Genomic DNA, 20,352 nt, shown 5'->3' with positions numbered 1-20,352 from the left:
GTTCCATTCTCGACGAAAAAGGAAGAATTTATACCCTTTTTAAGAAGGGAAACCGAGGAGAGGTTTCATTTGTTAAAAAGGAGGGAAATAAGTTATCAAATTCAATTTGCTGCTTGCTTAAAACCTTTTACCGGAATAGATGCCCACTTCGGAATATTATGATCAATCTTTGCCACTAAAACAGTCATATCATCTTCAATTAACCCTAAACGAGATCGTATAACCTCCTCCATAATTAAGTCTGCTACCTCTTGGGGATTCTCTGTTTTCAGCTCCTTGATTTTTCGCTTCATCCATATTTCAAAGTTTTCTACATGTTTTGGTCCTTCAAAAACACCATCACTCATCATAATTAGCAAATCGCCAGCCTTTAATTGTTCACTAACAACATCTACATCAAATTCTTGGAGAATGCCCATAGGTAAATTGCTTGCCTGAACTTTCATTACTTTTGATCCTCTTTTAATAAAACTTGGGGTAGATCCTATCTTCAAAAATTTAACAGCTGCATTTTGAAGATCAATCATTGCTAAATCTAACGTGGAAAAAATTTCATCTGTTGTTCGTAAAGAAAGGATTGAATTAATCGATTTAATCGCCACTTGTTCTTCAATCCCTGATTGAAGAATTTTTTGCAATAATTGTAGTGTCTCTTCACTTTCTACATGGGCACGCTTTCCATTTCCCATTCCATCGCTTATTGCCATGGCATATTTCCCCAAACCTAGTTCAATCGTTGAATAGCTATCACCTGATATAAATCCCCCATCCTTTGCTGCATGTGCAACGCCAGTTTCTACCGTATAAGCTTTGGCTGATCGGAATGTTGCATGACTATAATCATTGGAATACTCAGCAACCTCCTCCTTATTTACAATAATTGTTTCCCCAAGAATATCAGATAACATCGGTGCAATCAGTTTCTCACATTCACCATAACCAGTGCTGTAAGGGATGGTTATATCGATATCTACGTTCCCCTGTTCTAGACTATATATCTCTACATTTTCAATATGAATGCCAAATTCTTGAATAGCTTCTAATATTAGTTCTTCCTGCTTATAATGATTTTCCCTTTCCCTTTGAATTTCTTTGGCAAAATCACCCATAACCTCTGATACACCAAGTAATTGATCTGCAACTAGTTTTCTGCTTTCCTGTACCTGTTTTTTTAATTTTTGGTTGGCCTGGTACAGTGCCAGTTCCTGATGAATAGCATCCTTAACCTTTTTCGATCTCGTACAATGTTTATCCCAATCCCTCGAAAGATTGGGGGAAATATTTCCGCCTGAATCTGCCATTTCTGTCATAATGTCTTTCATATAATCATAGGTTGTATTAAAGTTGCGAGCCCAGCAATATTCCTTTCGAAAACATGTCTGACATGTTTTTTCCGTCACATTACTTAAAAAGTAGTCTAACTCATTATCTTCCTCCTCCACCATCTCACTAATGTTGGGAGACGAAAAACTATTGGAGAGAGCCTGAAAAACATTAGAAAATTGAGAAACTCTTTGGGCAGTTACATCTCTCATTTTTCTCATATATTGCTGTTGTTCTTGGGAATATTCTGTTGTTCCTGGTATGTGTTTTGCAATTCGAGAGGTTAAACTTCTTGGTGTGAGAAGGAATAGAAAAACAGCTATTGTTGTTTCCATTAATGAAACAGATAATACGCCTCCATCTTCTCCGTACATTCCAATAAGAAGAGTAGCAATAAATAATCCCAATGCCACGCCAATTTTCTTCCCTTCTTTCAGTAATCCACCTAGAAGACCAGAAAATGCGAGCAAACTCATATGATAGAAACTTGAAATACTTGCTAGGCTAAAAATTAACCCTGTTACCACACCAACTGTAGAGCCAATCGTTGCCCCTGCAATAAAGGAAAATACTAATACTAAGTAACGTGACATAATATGTTCAATGGATATGCCATAGACCGCCCATCCTATTGTTCCAGTCATAATAGAAGCTAGCATGATAATCAAACAAACAATTTCCTCTGTTTTAAGTGCTTGTCTCCTTTTATTTACGGTGAGTAATGGTAAGCTTTGTAAGAAGATTAATGTAAGAATATAACCAAGACTTCCTTCTACTAACGATAACATTCCTCCATACCATGTAAAACCGTTTGTTAATAGATATGCTTTTACTAAGCTACCAAGAAAGACAAGACCAAAAACAAATACTGGTACGAGTTGTTGTTCTTTATTTTTCCAGTTCAAAATAATCTTATAGCTTATCAAGAATAAGAAAGACAAGACAAAATTAGTAGCCGCCTCCGTTATTCCTAAAGTAGCCGCACCAGCAATTAAACCAATGAGGGCAAGTGGGGCTTTATCTTTCCTTGATAAATACACCGCTGCAAAAAATGGAAGAGCAAAAGGAGTAAGCTGTCCTAATATTAAGGCTCGTCCAAGCAAGAAACCAATGATTAAAAGCAAATAGCCTTTTACTAAAAAAAAATTCTCCAATTTTGAATTAAATTTATGAAGAATTGAGCTGAAGCTTTCCCGTGACTTCCCAAAATCAACCTCACCAATCGGATCGATTATATCCCTTTCTACTTTTTCCATACACTCCACTCCCTATCAAGTATCGTTGCTCCACATTATAGAAGGTAGCTATTTAAAAGTTTGTCAAAATAACGAAGCAGTTCCAGCTTTTCGCTCGACTTCTTTCCTTCATTTTTTTAAGGAGCTACAAAATTCGATACATTCCTTTTTGCCCGTTATTTGGAAAACTTTTATAGAAAAGAGGCTATTCTATCATTAAAAAAGTGGTTTTAACTGAAGTACGTTTGGAGAAAGAAAACATTTTCTTCTGCCTGCTTTTTTGTATTTATTGCTTATTTTTGTCAATTCATGCAATATGTTTTTTTAGTTATCCATCGATAATAGTGGTTCCTACAGCTTTACACTTTATATACGTATGTAAAAAGATTTAAATACAGCCATACAATAAAATATAAATTTGCCAACAAATAATGAAATGAATAAAACCTATTGACATTACATTTATTTATTTGTATTATATTAATTGTCTTGTTAATATTATGGCGGTGTAGCTCAGCTGGCTAGAGCGTACGGTTCATACCCGTGAGGTCGGGGGTTCGATCCCCTCCGCCGCTATCTAAAAAACCACGTAAATTTTTACGTGGTTTTTTTTATGTCTTTTTCTATTACAGCTGATCTCCAACCTATTTTCTTCCTCTTCTTCCAAACAAGAAATGAAAGTCTTACTGAAGTTTATCAGTGGAAATAAACCATTTTTATCAAAAACACAAAAAAGCAAGCCTTAATAGGCTTGCTTAAGCTATGGGAATATATAAACGATAAACCCTGCTATCTATTGGTTATTCAGCAGCAAGTTACCCGCGTCTCGCGCCTCTTCCCCCGCGTTTCGACTCAGTATTTCTTTTCAGAGAAGCTAATCGATCTTCACTGTCTTTTAAGAAACGAGCCATTTTCGATTCGAAATTCTCTTTAGGAGCACGATTTTCATTTGATTTTGCATTACGTGACCTTTGAGAATTCCCACCGGAATAGCCGCCTCTTGATTCTCTTCTTTCTCCGCGTTCGTATTGTGGTCTCTCTGGTCTTTCTGGTCTATCCTTCGCCTTTTTAATGGATAGTCCAATTTTGCCATCTTTCTCGACATTAATAACTTTAACTTCTACTTCATCGCCTACTTTTAGGTGTTCATTAATGTCCTTAACATAATTGTCTGCGACCTCACTAATATGAACAAGACCTGTTGCGCCTTCTGGGAGCTCAACAAACGCACCAAAATTAGTAATTCCTGTTACCTTTCCTTGTAACTTGCTGCCTACTTCGATTGACATAAAAAAGTTTTGCCTCCTTAAGGATATAAAAAATCGTACTTATTTATATTATACAGAATGGAAAAAAAGGGTGTCAATATTACAGCCGACCTTATTATTTTCCAGTAGCGTTTTTTGCATCTTTTTCTGGGATATTAAAAATAATTTCCCCTTCTTGTGATAGTAATAAATCTTTTCTAGCTAATTTAGCTAAATACTCTTCGTCATTTAATTTAGCAATTTGATCTTTTAATTCCGCTTCCTGCTTTTCTAGCGCTACAAGTTGTCCATCTAAGTCCTCTTTCTCTGCTCTTTTCTCGTTTAAAGTGGAGCTTTGTGATATGAGTGTGGAAATCATGATAAAGCCAATAACAGCAGCACATACGAAGAATGTTGTCAGCCTGCGCATCAATAACTTTTTCTTTCTGGCTCCACTGAGACTATCCGCTTGATGCTTTAAATTATATTCTGTTGGGAATGTTGTAATATCTGGTTTTCTTATGGCACTCATAGAGGCTCCTCCTTTCATTATTTTTTTCTATTAGCTACCCATTCTTTCAAATATTTCTTTATTTTAAAGTAATATCCTGCCAATTTACTAGAAATTCTCTCGACGAATAATTTAACCTTTTTCGGCACAATTAGCCATAATAGGGATAAAAGCCATTCAATTGGTTTAAATAGTATCTTTATGATAAATCTTAATACCCTAATTATACCACTGACAAGTGCCATAAGTCCCTTACCTAAAGTAATTATTATCGACAAGAGCAATTGCAAGATAGATTTAATTGGCTTATATACAATATTCATAAACAATTTAATAAAAAAACGATAAGAATGGATGCAAAAAGAAATAATTGCTTTTAATAATCGAAGATATAGAGCTTGAAATAAACTTTTGTACATGGCGAATCCTAGCAGCAAAGCTAAAATCAAATAAATGCGGACCTCTCCTTTGTTTACTAGGAAAAGCACATAAAACATAAGAAGGGCTTGCAAAATCCAAAAAAGGATATCATGGATAAAAACAATACTTCGTTTCCTTATCGGCCTTTTCAAAAAGTACTGATATGTATCTAAGCTTATGCCAAAGAATAGACCCATGCTAACCATAGCTAGCATGGTCATAAATTGTGTAGATAACGTCATCGGAATATCTTGCTAAAGAATCCCTTAGCCTTATCTCCACTTTGTTCGTCTACATATACTAAATCAAACACTTTTCCTTTAATGGAGACGATACCCTTTTCCACATCGAGATTTTTCATTTGAAGATTTTGACCACGAATGGATAAAAAGCCCATTACTGTTTCTAAAATGAACTCTTCGTTGTCAAAGCTCTCCACCTGCTTTACTCCTGTAATATCTAATAACTTTCTCCCTCTCATAATTACATCATGTTCTACTACATTACTTTTAGTCGTGTTAGAATCATAATATTGGCTCATCTTTATCCCTCACAATCACTTAGTACAATCTCTACTTGTACAAATATATGTGAAGAAAAATTATTTTAGAACAAGCCTTCAAAAGGAAGATAGTCGAAACAACTCTACCTTGTTTTATTACCAATAATACAGCTAATTAAACTTATGAAATGGTCTCTTCTTTCATTATTTTATACATATTTGCTGCATCTTCTTTTTTCGTAGATTCCTGTAGCATTTCCACTTTTGCTGTTACTAGCTTTTGCCCAAAACGCACCTGAAGCTCATCTCCTACCTTCACATTAGTGCTCGCTTTTGCCTGCAGCCCGTTTACTAAAATTCGTCCCTGATCCGCTACCTCTTTCGCTAACGTTCTTCGTTTAATTAAGCGTGAAATTTTCAAGAATTTATCTAGTCGCATCTTAACCGCTCCTTCTTATCGTTGTTTTTTCTTTGCTTCCTTCCAATACCCATCTAATTCCTCTAAGCTCATTTGACTCCATTCCATTCCAGACGCCTTCACCCTCTCTTCTATATAAGAAAAACGCTGAATAAATTTCTTGTTTGTCTGCAAGATAGCAAGCTCAGGATTAACCTTATAAAATCTAGCGATATTTACTAGCGAGAACAAAACATCGCCAAATTCACTTTCTATCCTTTCTTCATTACTTGCCTCTTTTATTTCCTTATCAAACTCTAGAATCTCTTCTTTTACCTTTTCCCAAGCTCCATCTGCATCCGGCCAATCAAAGCCAACCTTTGCCGCTTTTTTCTGTAATTCGTGGGCTTGCATTAAATGTGGTAATGCCTGATTAATTCCATCTAACACAGAATCCTTTTCTTTCTTTGCTTCCTTTTTCTTTGCATTTTGCCAATGCTTCATCACATCATCGACAGATTCCGCCTGTTCCTCTCCAAATACATGAGGATGCCTGCGAATCATCTTATCGGATATTCCCTCGATTACATCATCAATAGAAAAGTAGCCCTCATCTTCTCCTATTTGACCGTGAAGCATCACTTGCAATAACACGTCACCAAGCTCTTCGATAATATGATCAATATCTCCTTCATTAATGGCCTCAATTAATTCATAGCTTTCTTCTAGTAGATACTTACGCAAGCTTTCATGTGTTTGTTTTTTATCCCACGGACAGCCGTTCGGTCCACGAAGCTCCGCTATAATACGTCGTAGCTGAGAAAACTCTTTACGTAATAGCTTTTCCTCCCGAACAGGCGGCACATAGACACTCGTTAGGTTATTTAAGTCCATCTCTCTATCTAACTCATGTAGCTCCATTTCTTTTATGCATTCCAAACTGCTTCCTGCTGCAGTTACAATTTTAATAGGATAGTCATATGGCAGTATATCCATTAGCGTCAGCTTCACTTCAGATGCAGAAAAGACATCATATACTTGGCCAATTATTAAATGATTTCTAAGCTGAATGCTTGAGCGATCAAGGTCTGTTCCATCCAATAATTGAAAGCCCTCAATTGGATCGATTCGCAATGCCTGAAAAATGCTGTCTAAAAAGCTTTGGCCACCGGCTATTTCAATAGAGACCACTCCTTCTCTATCTTTTTCTATTAATAATTGAACCGTTTTTTCCGCAACAAGTGGATGACCTGGAACTGCATATACAACGTCTGTCTCTTTAGCTTTTTCTATTAGAAATGCAACGATTTCTTTATATACTGCTTCAAATTGATCATGTTTCTCATAAATAGAATCAAATGAATAAAACATGACACCTTCCTGTTCAAGGGTTGATATTACCGGGTGATCCTTCGTCCGTACATATACCGCTTTATTCTCATCCATTAAGCTTCGGTAGACACCCAATGGCAGTTGATTTATATCCCCTGCACCCAATCCAATAATCTTTATTTGCTTCATTTAGTTCCCTTCCTTCTTTTCGGTAAAAACCAAATTAGTTTACTTCCTAACGGCAATAGAAGTAATTCCTTCTCTTTAAAAACATTTCCTCGCAAAACAAGAAACACATACACGATGCCGCCTATCATAACACCAGATAATGCTTGTATAGCACTTTTTATGCGATTATTCTCTATAAATTCAAGCAACAACGAGGAAAGAGGTATATATCCTTTTAGAACAAGTAACATTACGAAACTCGCCCCAATAATGATTGCTATCTGCTTTAGATCAATAATTGGCTCCTTGACTATTCTTCTCAATTTTACCACCATTAAAAGTAAAATAATAAATAATATAATGAGCGATGCATAAGCTGCACCTGCAATCCCATAAGAAGAAACAAGGCAGATATTAAGAACATACTTCCCTATAAAACCAAATATAATCAAAATGGCCGGATAGAAAGAATGACCTAACCCTTGAAGAATGGACATTACCGTAACAATAATGGCATTAAAGAAGATAATAAAAAACAAAATGGCAAGGACATGAGACCCAGCATCATTTTCAAAAAGCATCCTGTTTGTCTCATTAATAATCCCGATCAAACCTACAGTAGCACCGAGGCCGATAAAATAACTGACTAAAAGAGAGAAATGAATATTCTCCATTAGATCTTTTTTACTTTCCTTTTGCCGATTCTTTGTAATAAGCGGGACAATACTTAAAGCCATGGATGTGGATATAATACTTCCAATTTGTATGAGCGGCTGCCCTCTATCATAAATACCTTTCATGACTTTAGCCGTTTCATCCGCGACTCCATTTTCGATTAATAAGGCATATAAGTTCAAAGAATCTGCAAGCTGCAATAATATTAATAGCATACTACTAATCGAAATCGTGATTCCCTCAAATATTACTCTTTTAGATAGAAGACGATTTTCCTTGTGAAAAAGGGCGGAAACTCGGAATAGAGAAAAAGATTTTTTTCGATAAAAATAGATTAGTACTAGCAGGGAAAGTAAGCCTCCTATGACAGAACCAAACATAGCCCCAGAACCAATCGCATACAAGGAATATCTTTTATAGGAAAAAAAGACAGCAACAAATAAGATAATCCCAACTCTAAGCAGTTGTTCACTCACCTGTGATACTGCTGTCGGAATCATATTGCCCTCCCCTTGAAAGATTCCTCGCAAAATAGCTGTCAATGGAGAAAAAAGAAATGCAAAAGAAATCACCTTCAACAAAGATGCTAAATAGGGATCTCCCATCCAAGTAGCCAGTCTTCCGGCATTGAAAAACAAAATAAGAAAAGCAGCAATCCCTATGGGAAAAAACAAGTAAAAAGAGGAACTCACAAGTCTATTTATACCCGATTGGTTCCCCTCTACTTTCATTTCCATATACAATTTTGATAGGACTACTGGAAAACCATATGTAGATAAAGCAATAATTACCCCGTAAAAAGGATAAACCTGCTGATAAATATAAAATCCTTTATCACCGACAATATTTTGAAACGGTATTCGATATACAGCGCTTAGTACTTTAGTTATTAAGGCAGCTAACATCAGAATAAAAGCGCCTTTAAACCAGACATTTGATTGCGAAGTCTTCACATGTCTAGCTCCTTCCATAATTACTTCGCCTTGTATTATAGCATAGTTGGAAGGAAGATGCCTGCTTACATCCATATCCTTCCTTTCTACCTACTAATAATTAAGAAACACTGTCAACAAGCCGTTTTCCAATTATTTGTTTATACAGACCTGGAAAGAAGCGCTCTTAATGTCCCTCTATATAAAGCTTAAAAGGAGGATAAGCAGCAAAGGAATAAATAGTAATAAATATCCAATTGGATTTGCAAAGTTTATTGTCCAACCAATTCCAAATCTCTTTTCAACAAAAATAGAAGGATCATTTTTATTAAAGTAAAACAAGCCACCCTTCCAATGGTTATCAGCATCAAAAGTGGAAATTTCCTGCGTTTCTTGCTCTTTTCCATCTAATTCCCGATTTAACCGCTCTACCTTAAACGTAAATACAATGGTACAAATTAATAGGACTACTGTAAGGAGGAGAGGAATAATAACTATCATGTAATCACTGAAAATATTATTGTATAACGTTGTTAATTGTAAAAGAATGAACAGAACAGTTATGGTAATGGATATAAGAAGATTAAGCCAGCTTGAATATTTACGATACTTTAGCTGTCTTCGCTTGGATGCTTGTTTATTATTAGCAATTATTTTGATCCCTGATCTCTTTGTCGCTATATTAATACCTAAAAACATGAATTGCATTGTTAGCAAAACGAGAAGCAATGACACAGAAGAGATAGGTGTCTTTGTCGTAAATCGATCAGCTTTACCATCAGCTCCCCAGTGCACAGGTATCTCTGTCGGCAACACATCATATTGAGTTGCAGTAAAAAGAAGGAATCCTACCGTAATAATCATCGGAATTAGAAACACATACCACGGAAGCATTTCATCCTTTTGTCTAATCCCAAGCTCTGTTACACTTACTACTTTTAACTGTTCTTCCCATTTATTTTCACCTTTCAATTCAAGCATTTTCCCATGAAAATAGAAATAAAGGCTAAAGCTCCAAAATAAAGTTCCAAACAAAAGAAACGTTCCAACAATCGCTACTTGATTGGCTTGGGGACTATTGGTTGCTTGCCAAATGCAATAAGCAAGAAGAAGAAGAAGAGCAGGTACCACAATTAAAAGAGAATATCTTTTTTTATATACAGAAATTTGTGGATGCTTTATTTGTGTACTTGGAATGGAAACCCCAAATACGATTGTTTTTCTTATTAGAAAAGGGATAGCTGCCTCAAGCATGACTGTTAACAACATCATCATAATAAATATAAGTGCTTCCATTACTATTCCTCCTTCAAGTTTTGAATAATTGATTTTGCTATGCTTAATATGTCTTCCTCATTCATCCCTAGCACTAATGCTTCCACTATAGTCGGCTTTAAATTATCTGATGTTCTGTTTTTCTCTTCTTCAGATAGCTTTCGATTAGCGGTTCGGATAACTGCACCAGATTTAGGAATAATTTGAATTAGTCCCTTTTTCTCTAATTCGTGATAGCTTTTATTTACAGTATGCATATTTACGCCTAAATCAGCTGCCAATGAACGAACAGAAGGCAATACATCTCCATCCTGTATATCTTTTCTTATTACCCCTATCATAATTTGCATCGAAAGCTGTTCGTAAATCGGCATTTCTAAATCAGGATTAATTTGAATATACATAATCATCCACCTTAAACTGTTATATACTTATTATAACAATGTTGTTCTAGTTTGAATAGAACAATATTCATTTTCCAAATAAAAAATGAAGTTCCTATTATTTATGTAAGTACAAAAAAAGTCGACAACTCCAATTCCTGAGTTTGTCGACGGTTTAAACAATATATGGATTAGTAAAAGAAAACGTTATGCAAGCATGATTATGATTCCATTTGGCGAGCTAAAAATCCTGCCGCAGTCTCTACAGCCTTTTTCTCTACATCACCAAGGGAGTCTTCTTTTGAAAAGATGACAACCGCTCCAATTGGATCTCCATTTGCAATGATTGGACCAATTGTATAAGCAGAAATAGTTTCGGTAGTACCATCCACTAAGGAAACTTGATCTTGTTGATTCATAAGAATAGTTCCTCTATCTTCCATTGCCTTTTCCACTATATTACTAATATTTTTATTTAAATAGTCCTTCTTCGATCCACCCGAAACGGCAATGTAAGAGTCTCTGTCACAAATCAATACAGCACTTCCTAAACTGTCATAAAGAGCTTCTGCATACTCTTTAGCAAAATCACTTAACTCACTAATCGGTGAATATTTCTTTAAAATTACTTCTCCATCTCGATCAACAAAAATCTCTAATGGATCACCTTCACGAATTCGTAATGTTCTTCTGATTTCTTTTGGGATAACGACACGACCCAAATCATCGATTCGACGCACAATTCCAGTTGCTTTCATTCCGTGTTGCCTCACTTTCATCAGATGATTTTTAAAATTGGTGAGTGCATTCTCACTATACATGAAATGTTCACCATATTTAAACATAGTATCTTTCATATGGTAAGTTCTATACATTAATCATGCAAAATTTTCTCTAGGTAGCTTTATTTTCCTTGGTGAATATTTCACCTAACAAAAACATTTACCATATTTTTAACAAGCGGGAATATTATATCCCAAATTTTGGTATAACCATTTATTTATTCCGGTACTTAACTTAGATGTCATTTAATGAGAACTTTTTATCCTTTATCTATATTTGTGTATACCCTTGTCCCCCCTTATTAAACATTCGTTTTCCACAATTTTCTTCATAACTTTGGGTATTAAAGAGGTTTGGACATAAGTATTCCAGCCAAACAAAAAAGCCAAACAATCCACACGTAAATATGGGTTGTTTGGCTTTTATTCACATTTTTATTCGTCATCTACATTTACTTAGTAACTTCCTCTGGTTCTTTTTTAAAGGTACTCAATGCTTCTATCATTTCTTGACACACCTTAAGCCATTTGTCCTTCTCTACACCCTTTACATGGAAGATCATCTTTAGTTTTCTTCCTTCCATGCCAAGACCAATCATTTTGCCATATTTAGAACTTTTCTCAAATATTTTTTGACCATCCATGCGGTCACTACCTTGTTCTGATAAGAGAATCAGCACTTCTTCCTTTGTTTGTTTAATTAATTCTACTCCAGCTTGCTTCCCATAAATCTTCATTTCTGTAATCCTGAAAAGATTAGAAACTTCCTCTGGATAGTCTCCAAAACGGTCTGTTAATTCTTCTCTTAGTTCTTCCATATCATCTAAAGTTGCAACGCCTCTAAATCTTTTATACATTTCAATCTTTTGCTGTCCGTCGCTTATATAGAACTCAGGAATATAGGCATCAATATCTAAATCAATTTCGATTGTTCGTTTTTGTTCTTCATCTATGGTGCCTCTTCTCTCTTCAATCGCCTCTTTCAGCATCTGAGAGTATAAATCAAATCCGACAGAATCAATAAATCCATGCTGCTGAGCACCTAGGAGATTTCCAGCCCCACGAATCGTTAAATCCCGCATGGCAATTTTAAAACCAGACCCTAACTCTGTAAACTCTTTAATTGCCTGCAGCCTTTTTTCCGCTACCTCTGTTAAGACCTTATCCTTCTTATACGTAAAGTAAGCATAGGCTACTCGATTAGAACGACCTACTCTTCCCCGTAATTGATAGAGCTGCGATAGCCCCATGCGATCTGCGTCTTGGACAATCAATGTATTTACATTCGGAATATCTACCCCTGTTTCAATAATGGTTGTACTTACTAAAACATCGTATTCTCCTTCTAAAAATCCAAGCATTACTGATTCTAATTCATTTTCCGTCATTTTACCGTGTGCATATGTTACTCTTGCATCAGGGACTAACATGGATATCTCTTCCGCTTTTCTTTCAATATCTTCTACACGATTGTATAGAAAATATATTTGCCCATTTCTTGCTAGCTCTCTTTCAATCGCTTCTCTTACAAGTCCACCATTATACTCCATTACATAGGTCTGAATAGGAAATCTATTTTCAGGAGGTGTTTCGATGACAGATAAATCTCGTACACCTAACATCGACATATGGAGTGTTCTTGGAATTGGGGTTGCTGTTAATGTCAACACATCAACATTTGTTTTTAACTGTTTAATTTTCTCCTTATGCGTTACCCCAAATCGCTGTTCTTCATCAATAATTAACAAACCTAAATCTCGATAGGAAATATCCTTAGAAAGAATCCGATGTGTTCCTACAACAATATCAATAGTTCCCGCTTTTAGCCCTTTTATTGTATCGTTTTGCTGTTTTCTCGTCCGGAATCTACTTAATAAACCTATTTCAATCGGATAATCTTGAAAACGCTCTCTCAACGTTTCATAATGCTGTTGAGCTAAGATTGTCGTTGGCACTAAGAAAGCAACTTGTTTTCCATCAGCTATCGCTTTAAAAGCTGCACGAATAGCAACCTCTGTTTTCCCATAACCAACATCTCCGCAAAGAAGGCGATCCATCGGTCTTTCTCTTTCCATATCCTTTTTAATTTCATGAATGGAGCGCAACTGATCCTCTGTTTCCTGATAAGCAAATGCTGCTTCAAATTCCCGCTGCATTTCTCCATCTGGAGAGAACCCATAGCCAACAGATGCCTCTCTTTCTGCATATAGCTTTATAAGATCATCGGCTATATCTTGAACAGAAGACTCTACCTTTTTCTTCACACGCTTCCAATCATTGCCGCCTAATTTATATATTTTCGGTTCTTTACTCTCTGACCCTACGTATTTTTGAACTAAGTCAATTTGTTCAACAGGAACATATAGCTTATCATTTCCTTGATATCGTAAATGTAAATAATCCTTGTGAACACCATTTATTTGAAGTGTTTCAATTCCAAGATATTTACCAATTCCATGGTTAACATGAACAACATAATCTCCAACATTTAATTCCGAATAGCTTTTTATTCTTTCCGCGTTTGATAGCTTTTGTCTTCTTTTAGAGATTTTTTTTGTTTTTGTTTTAAATAATTCCTCTTCTGTTATTACAGCTAGCTTTAAAATAGGAAGTTCAAATCCTGATTGCAGATGCCCTTCTACTAGTTGGATTTTCCCTTCAGCAATCTTCTTGGCATTCTTTTGAATCATTACTTCCATATCATAATCCCGTAGAACTTGATCTAGCTTTTCTATACGTTCCCCACTATTACCAAGCAATAAAACGGTGTAATGATTCTTTTTCCATCTTTCTATTTCTGTTTTTAACACATTCATTTGACCATGAAAATTTTGCATTTGTTTACAAGAAACATTGATTATATTCTGCGGATTAGTATTTGGCACATGGCGTAAGAACAAAGATAGATAGACAATTGGCTGTTTTGCTTGATGTAAAAGATGGCTTATACTTTGGGATAAGGTTAATCCATGAATGATTGCTCCCTCGCCTAATAAGCTCGTATACCAATCAGCCTCTTCCTTCTCTAGCGTGTCGTTCATTTCTTGCACTCTACTAATTTCATCAATAATTAAAAAGCCGTTTGTCGGTAAATAGTCTATTAAACTTACATGTTCCCCATAAAGAATGGATAAGTATTTATATAATTGTTCTGGCTTTTGTCCATTTCTTAACTGTTCTATTTCTCTGCCTATGTTTTGCGCAAGTAACGTTTTCGTCGCTTCATCTTTTATCTTTTTTAAACTTTGAGCTAGGCCCTTTTCCAGCTTGCTTAATAGTTCATCGACTGCTTTTTCATCATAAAGAATTTCTGTAGCCGGCCCAATGCTAACCACTTCTTTCTTTTCTTTCGAGCGTTGATCCTCAAGTGAGAAAGCCCTGATGGAATCAATTTCCGTATCAAATAATTCAATGCGAAGAGGATCTTCTTCTGTCAATGGATAGATATCTAATATTCCACCACGCACACTAAATTCTCCAGGTGAAGAAACCATTTCTGCTCGCACATATCCCATATGAACAAGCCTTAATAAAAATGCCTCTAAATCCAAATCCTGCCCTATCTCAAGCTTTAATTGCGCTTCCTTCCATAGCTTTTTTGGAGGCAGCAACTTTCTTAGCCCGGCTACTGGAACAATCATGATTCCTGATTTTTTCTTAGCCCAATAGTTCAATACTTCAATACGCTGTGCCTTAAGCTCTGGACTCGCAATACTAATCTCAGCAGCAATTAATTCATTCGCTGGATAAAGGAAGACTTCCTTTTCATCCACAATATTTGTAATATCATCATATAGCTTTTGTGCTTGCAATAAATTATGTGTCACTATTAATAAAGGTTTCTTCGTTTTTTCGTAAATAGAAGTCATATATAAAGTACGTGCTGAATTGGAAAGACCTGAAACTAATTGCTCATGCAATCCAGCCTCTAATCCAGAAATGACATTTTGTATATCTTCTTGCTGTTTAAATAACTCTTTTAGCCCTAACAAAAAATTTTCCCTCCCATTTAAAAGCAAAGGCACCATAATAAGTGGTGCAGAGCTAGTTTGTTTATACATTTTAGTAAAGTGACATAGCACTAGCTATCTAGCCCTTTTCTAAGATAAGCACTTAACCTATAATCTGTTCCTATCTTATATAAATATTTATAATTGCCATCTATTTAGTTCTTATAAAGACATCATCTATATGTTTCTTTTGAAAAAGCTGTTTTCTAAAAGATTGTTACTTTCTCAATATGATAAATAAACAATTAGAGATACTGAGCAGCCTGAGAAGCTGCGTGAAAGTCCAAGCTCCCACACGCAGTAGCCTGAGAAGACTTGACCCTCTCCTAAAAGCGGCTTTGTTAAAATGTGGAGAAAATACTCCTTTATGTTGTTATATACGAGATATCTTGCCTATATTCCTGCTACTAAAGAAAACATGTATATAGACAACGGAAAAATGCTTTGGATTAGTCCAAAGCTTTTTTCCTAATTAAAAACAGTATCTTTTTAAACAGTCTATTAATGAATCAAATAATCATTTTCATAGTAACCAGGATTTTTAGACAATGATTCTTGACAATCCTCACAAATTGATTTTACCTCAATATCTCCTGTTTGATGATATTGAATCATTTCTGAACGATCTTCATCTGTTAAATGATCGAATCCTAAGCGGTTTGCTTCTACTGCTCCTGCATCAAGTGAACCTATATGCACACCACAATGTCTGCAATGATAATGTATAGCCATTCCAAGGCCTCCTTACTAGCACATTATAATAATGCTAGTATTAACCGATTCGTAGCTAAATATAACCGAATAAACAGGAATGGAACAATATCTTACTGGATATTATATTTATTCATTACTTGCAAAAAAGGTTCCTCAGCCCATTGCGCACATGCGTCCGCGCATTTTCTGATCGTTCCCTCTAATATGTCCATTTCTTCTTTTGTAAATTTTCCAAGGACATAATCAACAACCTTCATACCATTTTTAGGACGATCAATTCCAACTCTTATACGATTAAATTTTTCTGTCCCAACATGAAGAATCGTAGACTTGATCCCATTATGTCCACCAGAGCTTCCCTTTTGACGAAGTCTAATTTTCCCAACAGGTAAGTCTAAATCATCATAAATGACTACTAAATCCTCTGGCTCAAGATTATAGTAATCCATAATCGGACGAATTGATTCTCCTGAGAGATTCATATATGTAAGCGGCTTTAGTAAAATTATTTTTTCGCCCCCAATATTCCCTATTCCAAAATTCCCTTTGAATTTCGCTTTATCTAATGGAATATTGTAATGGTTGGATAAAAAATCTATTACTTCAAAACCTATATTATGTCTTGTTCTATCATATTGCTTCCCTGGATTCCCAAGGCCCACGATTAATTTCATGACAATCCCCCTGATTTATTAATCACTATGTAAGCTATATATGAAAAAGGTTTGGCCAATAGAAACACTTACCGGTCAAACCTTTTTTTGCTAGCCTTCTTTAGAAATGTACTTTCTAAACGTACAGGGAGAATTCATTTGTAGGAATTGCATTACTCTTCTTTTGTATCCGGCTCCGTTTCTCTGCCTTCTACATTATCAGGCATTCCTTCTTCTTGTTGTTCTCCTGTACTAATCTCTTCTTCCTGTCTTGGAGCAAGAATTGATGCGATTACTTCTTCTTGTTCATGGTCTATTTCTATTTTATCATAACCCTTAACATCTCCCACAGTAATCGTATCTCCAACTTGGAGTTCTGTTACATCAATATCAATACTAGTCGGTATGTCATTAGGTCTTGCTGTTACTGTTACTTCATGTAATGCCTGCTGCATAACGCCGCCATCTTTCACTCCAGCTGCTTCTCCCACTAAGGAAACTCTCACTGGTGCACTGATAGCTTTTGATAAATCAACTGCCAAGAAGTCCACATGCAGTACTGCTCGCTTTATTGGATCGGAATCATATTCATTTAAAACGACATTATAGGTTTCCCCGTCGATATCCAGCGAAATAACACCATTTCTTCCAACCTCACGAATCGTTTTTAAGAAATTTGCCTCACTTAAGGAAATCGACGTATTTTCTACTTTTGATCCATACACAATTCCTGGGATTTCTCCCTCATTTCTTAATTTCGTTAAGCTTGAATGCTTGTCTGTCATACGTTTTTTTGCTTGTAAAGTTGTCGTCATTATTTCACCTTCCATTATTTATTCAATGAACACTCTTATATAAAAAATGCCCTAAATGGAAGAAATTTAAACATAGAGAATTTTGCTTCTCTATTAAATAGAGTACGACAATACTAATAGTCGCCTGCCAAAAGGCAAGCGACTAATCAGAAAGTTTTGCTTTTAAATCTATCAATCAAATAAGAAACTTACAGACTGATCTTGATGTACACGTAAAATAGCCTCACCTAGTAAATCAGCAACTGATAATTGGATGACATTCGCAGAAAGTTTCTTGTCTCCAAGTTCAATAGAGTTTGTTACAACCAGCTCTTTAATTTTGGAATTATTGATTCTATCCATTGCAGGTCCTGATAATACGGGATGTGTACAGCATGCATAGACTTCTTTAGCGCCATTTTCAGCAAGAGCATTAGCACCGAGTGTGATGGTACCAGCTGTATCAATAATATCATCGATAAGAATGGCAATTTTCCCTTCTATATTACCAACAATATTCATTACTTCCGCAACATTTGGTTTTGGTCTTCTTTTATCAATAATAGCAATTGGTGCTTTTAATCGTTCTGCAAGCTTTCTTGCTCTCGTAACACCACCGTGATCTGGTGATACAATAACAAGTTCTCCATCAAATTCACGCTGACTGAAATAGTTGCCTAGGATTGGTACACCCATTAAGTGATCAATCGGAATATCGAAGAATCCTTGAATTTGCGGGGCATGCAAGTCTAATGTAATAACACGGGTTGCTCCAGCAGTTTCTAGTAAATTTGCTACTAATTTTGCTGTAATTGGTTCACGTGCTCGTGCTTTTCTATCTTGTCTAGCATAACCATAATAAGGAATAACTAGGTTAATCGTTTTAGCTGATGCACGCTTTAATGCATCAATCATAATTAACAATTCCATAATATGTTCGTTAACAGGTGCACTAGTTGACTGAATGACATATACATCACAACCACGAATACTCTCTTCAATATTAATTTGAATTTCTCCATCGCTAAAACGCGTCACAGAACATTTCCCTAATTCTACTCCAATTGACTCTGCAATTTCTTGCGCTAATGCTGGATTAGAGTTTAAACTGAATACCTTCAAATTTGGATCTAAATTCTTAACTGGCATGCTGAACCTCCACTGGTCTTTTTCCACTAATGATACGAAGAATGTATGAATAAAAGCTACTTATTCTTCTCTTTTTTAAATCTGATTATTTACGTTTGTAATTCTCTTTATTAACTTGACGGGAACGGGCAATGGATAGTGCCTCAGAAGGAACATCATCTGTTATGGTGGAACCTGCTGCAACATAAGCACCTTTACCAATTGTGACAGGAGCAATTAAATTGGAATTGCAACCAATAAATGCGCCATCTTCTATTGTAGTCATAAACTTATTCTTGCCGTCATAATTAACCGTGATTGTACCACAGCCAATATTTACATCATTGCCAACACTTGCATCTCCAATATAACTCAAATGGGATGCTTTACTTCCTTTTCCAAATGTCGCTTTCTTAATTTCAACAAAATTCCCGATCTTCACTTCATCATTGATTGTAGACGCTGGTCGAATATGAGCAAATGGTCCTATATTCACATCTGAACCTATGCTACTATCATGTGCAACAGATTGTTTGATAGCTGTATTATTTCCAACAATACAATTATTTATTTCTGTATTGGGTCCTATGATACATTCTGAACCTATTACAGTCGTACCTTTAAGAATACTCCCTGGGTATATAACAGTATCTTCCTTAATCGTTACATCTGCTTCGATATACGTATTTAATGGATCAATAAGCGTTACTCCATTTCGCATATGCAGTTCATTAATACGTTTTCTCATAATTGCTTCTGCTTCCGATAAAGCCACACGATCATTCACACCAATGGTTTCATCAAAATCATTTGTTTGGAATGCACTAACTGTTTCTCCCTGCTGCTTTAAAATCTCAATAACATCTGGCAAATAATATTCACCTTGAACATTTTCGTTCGAAACGTTATTTAATGCCTGGAATAACAATGCATTATCAAATACATAGGTACCTGTATTAATTTCTGTTATTTTTCTTTCCGCTTCCGTAGCATCTTTATGTTCGACTATTTTTTCTACTACTCCCATTTCGTTACGAACAATTCTACCGTAACCATCTGGTTTACTTGCTTCTGCAGTTAAAATGGTTGCCTTTGCTCCCATTTTCTCATGTTGTAAAAAGAGCGCTTCTATAGTCTCACTCGTCATAAGTGGTGTATCCCCACAAATAACTAATGTCACTCCATCTTTGTCTCCAAGAATATCTTTTGCTTGTATTACCGCATGTGCTGTTCCAAGCTGTTCTTGTTGATACACATAATTAACACTATTGCCAAGCTGTGCTTTTACTTTTTCTGAACCGTGGCCAATTACTGTTACGATTGAATCCACTTGTAGCTTCTCTACTTGATCTACAACATGCTGTACCATCGGTTTTCCACAAACAGGATGAAGTACTTTATAAAGCTTTGACTTCATTCTAGTTCCCTGTCCTGCGGCTAAAATCACTGCGTAACGAGTTGTCATTCACAGGCCTCCAATAACCTTTTTATCCACTAAAAAATATATCTTAAATACCTCTTGATTTCAAGGAAGGATTCACATTTTATGTATGGTTATTTAGAAAAGTTTCTTTTTTATACTAATTATTTGCTTATTCCGTACCAAAAATAAATTTATCTAAATAGGAAAAACACTAATAATTGCTTAAGAGAGAGGATCTTACTTTCATTTCACTTTTTAAGAGACCACCATAGTAGGACTTCCTTGCTTTAAGCAATAGGGGATTCTTCTCTTACTCTACATGAAACGGATTAAATATACCGAAAAAGTCAGGGATATAAATTATTTCTTAACTATTTTATGATACTAAAAGTAAAAGAGGTTTTCATTGGAAAATAAAGGGGTATATAGAAGTGTAATACATTTATTA

17 protein-coding genes and 1 tRNA gene are annotated in these 20,352 nt (G+C 35.6%); 1 reads left to right on the top strand and 17 read right to left on the bottom strand.

The annotated features are described in order from the left end of the window. Positions 1-101: 101 nt before the first annotated feature. A complete protein-coding gene (gene spoIIE / locus ADJ83_RS21980) occupies positions 102-2,579 on the bottom strand; it encodes a stage II sporulation protein E (protein ID WP_031537142.1) in 2,478 nt (825 codons plus the stop codon). 481 nt (positions 2,580-3,060) lie between these two features. Here spoIIE and ADJ83_RS21975 point away from each other — a divergent pair. After that, positions 3,061-3,134 (top strand) — tRNA-Met (locus ADJ83_RS21975). A 239-nt stretch (positions 3,135-3,373) separates the two neighbouring features. On the opposite strand, the gene ADJ83_RS21970 is transcribed toward ADJ83_RS21975, so the two are convergent. From ADJ83_RS21970 to glmU, 16 genes are all read right to left on the bottom strand, one after another. Next, positions 3,374-3,847, bottom strand: coding sequence for a S1 domain-containing RNA-binding protein (locus tag ADJ83_RS21970; protein ID WP_031537141.1), 474 nt, complete (start codon positions 3,845-3,847; stop codon positions 3,374-3,376). 94 nt (positions 3,848-3,941) lie between these two features. Continuing rightward, positions 3,942-4,337: an FtsB family cell division protein gene (locus ADJ83_RS21965; protein ID WP_031537140.1), complete on the bottom strand. Its 396-nt coding sequence runs from the start codon at positions 4,335-4,337 to the stop codon at positions 3,942-3,944. 17 nt (positions 4,338-4,354) lie between these two features. Beyond that, positions 4,355-4,978 carry a spore cortex biosynthesis protein YabQ gene (gene yabQ / locus ADJ83_RS21960; protein WP_048719101.1) on the bottom strand — a complete coding sequence of 208 codons (624 nt, stop codon included), beginning with the start codon at positions 4,976-4,978 and terminating at the stop codon, positions 4,355-4,357. Beyond that, positions 4,975-5,277 carry a sporulation protein YabP gene (gene yabP, locus ADJ83_RS21955; protein ID WP_031537138.1) on the bottom strand — a complete coding sequence of 101 codons (303 nt, stop codon included), beginning with the start codon at positions 5,275-5,277 and terminating at the stop codon, positions 4,975-4,977. Before yabP ends, yabQ begins: the two co-directional genes overlap by 4 nt. A gap of 142 nt (positions 5,278-5,419) precedes the next feature. After that, entirely contained in the window at positions 5,420-5,677 is a 258-nt protein-coding gene (locus ADJ83_RS21950; RefSeq protein ID WP_031537137.1) for an RNA-binding S4 domain-containing protein, read from the bottom strand. 15 nt (positions 5,678-5,692) lie between these two features. Further along, complete coding sequence (gene mazG / locus ADJ83_RS21945; protein ID WP_031537136.1) at positions 5,693-7,156, bottom strand: nucleoside triphosphate pyrophosphohydrolase; 1,464 nt, start codon at positions 7,154-7,156, stop codon at positions 5,693-5,695. Continuing rightward, positions 7,153-8,763, bottom strand: coding sequence for a putative polysaccharide biosynthesis protein (locus ADJ83_RS21940; RefSeq protein WP_081836616.1), 1,611 nt, complete (start codon positions 8,761-8,763; stop codon positions 7,153-7,155). Before ADJ83_RS21940 ends, mazG begins: the two co-directional genes overlap by 4 nt. Before the next feature lie 177 nt (positions 8,764-8,940). Further along, entirely contained in the window at positions 8,941-10,038 is a 1,098-nt protein-coding gene (locus ADJ83_RS21935) for a DUF1648 domain-containing protein (protein WP_031537134.1), read from the bottom strand. Positions 10,039-10,040: 2 nt separating this feature from the next. Continuing rightward, the gene (locus ADJ83_RS21930; RefSeq protein WP_031537133.1) at positions 10,041-10,421 is read right to left on the bottom strand and encodes a GntR family transcriptional regulator; all 381 of its coding nucleotides are present in this window, start codon (positions 10,419-10,421) and stop codon (positions 10,041-10,043) included. Between the two features lie 200 nt (positions 10,422-10,621). Further along, entirely contained in the window at positions 10,622-11,158 is a 537-nt protein-coding gene (gene spoVT / locus ADJ83_RS21925) for a stage V sporulation protein T (RefSeq protein ID WP_031537132.1), read from the bottom strand. Between the two features lie 476 nt (positions 11,159-11,634). After that, positions 11,635-15,174: a transcription-repair coupling factor gene (gene mfd, locus ADJ83_RS21920; RefSeq protein WP_048719099.1), complete on the bottom strand. Its 3,540-nt coding sequence runs from the start codon at positions 15,172-15,174 to the stop codon at positions 11,635-11,637. Positions 15,175-15,693: 519 nt separating this feature from the next. Then, a complete protein-coding gene (locus ADJ83_RS21915; RefSeq protein WP_031537130.1) occupies positions 15,694-15,924 on the bottom strand; it encodes an anti-sigma-F factor Fin family protein in 231 nt (76 codons plus the stop codon). 92 nt (positions 15,925-16,016) lie between these two features. Next, entirely contained in the window at positions 16,017-16,580 is a 564-nt protein-coding gene (gene pth / locus ADJ83_RS21910) for an aminoacyl-tRNA hydrolase (protein ID WP_031537129.1), read from the bottom strand. 152 nt (positions 16,581-16,732) lie between these two features. After that, entirely contained in the window at positions 16,733-17,374 is a 642-nt protein-coding gene (locus ADJ83_RS21905) for a 50S ribosomal protein L25/general stress protein Ctc (protein ID WP_031537128.1), read from the bottom strand. Between the two features lie 171 nt (positions 17,375-17,545). Next, positions 17,546-18,502 carry a ribose-phosphate diphosphokinase gene (locus tag ADJ83_RS21900; RefSeq protein ID WP_031537127.1) on the bottom strand — a complete coding sequence of 319 codons (957 nt, stop codon included), beginning with the start codon at positions 18,500-18,502 and terminating at the stop codon, positions 17,546-17,548. Positions 18,503-18,587: 85 nt separating this feature from the next. Next, positions 18,588-19,946 carry a bifunctional UDP-N-acetylglucosamine diphosphorylase/glucosamine-1-phosphate N-acetyltransferase GlmU gene (gene glmU, locus ADJ83_RS21895; RefSeq protein ID WP_031537126.1) on the bottom strand — a complete coding sequence of 453 codons (1,359 nt, stop codon included), beginning with the start codon at positions 19,944-19,946 and terminating at the stop codon, positions 18,588-18,590. Between the last annotated feature and the right edge of the window lie 406 nt (positions 19,947-20,352).

The organism is Bacillus sp. 522_BSPC (genome assembly GCF_001076885.1).
Lineage (GTDB): Bacteria > Bacillota > Bacilli > Bacillales > Cytobacillaceae > Niallia > Niallia hominis.
Note: the sequence above shows the minus strand (reverse complement) of the source record. Positions and strands in the feature narration are given on the sequence as shown.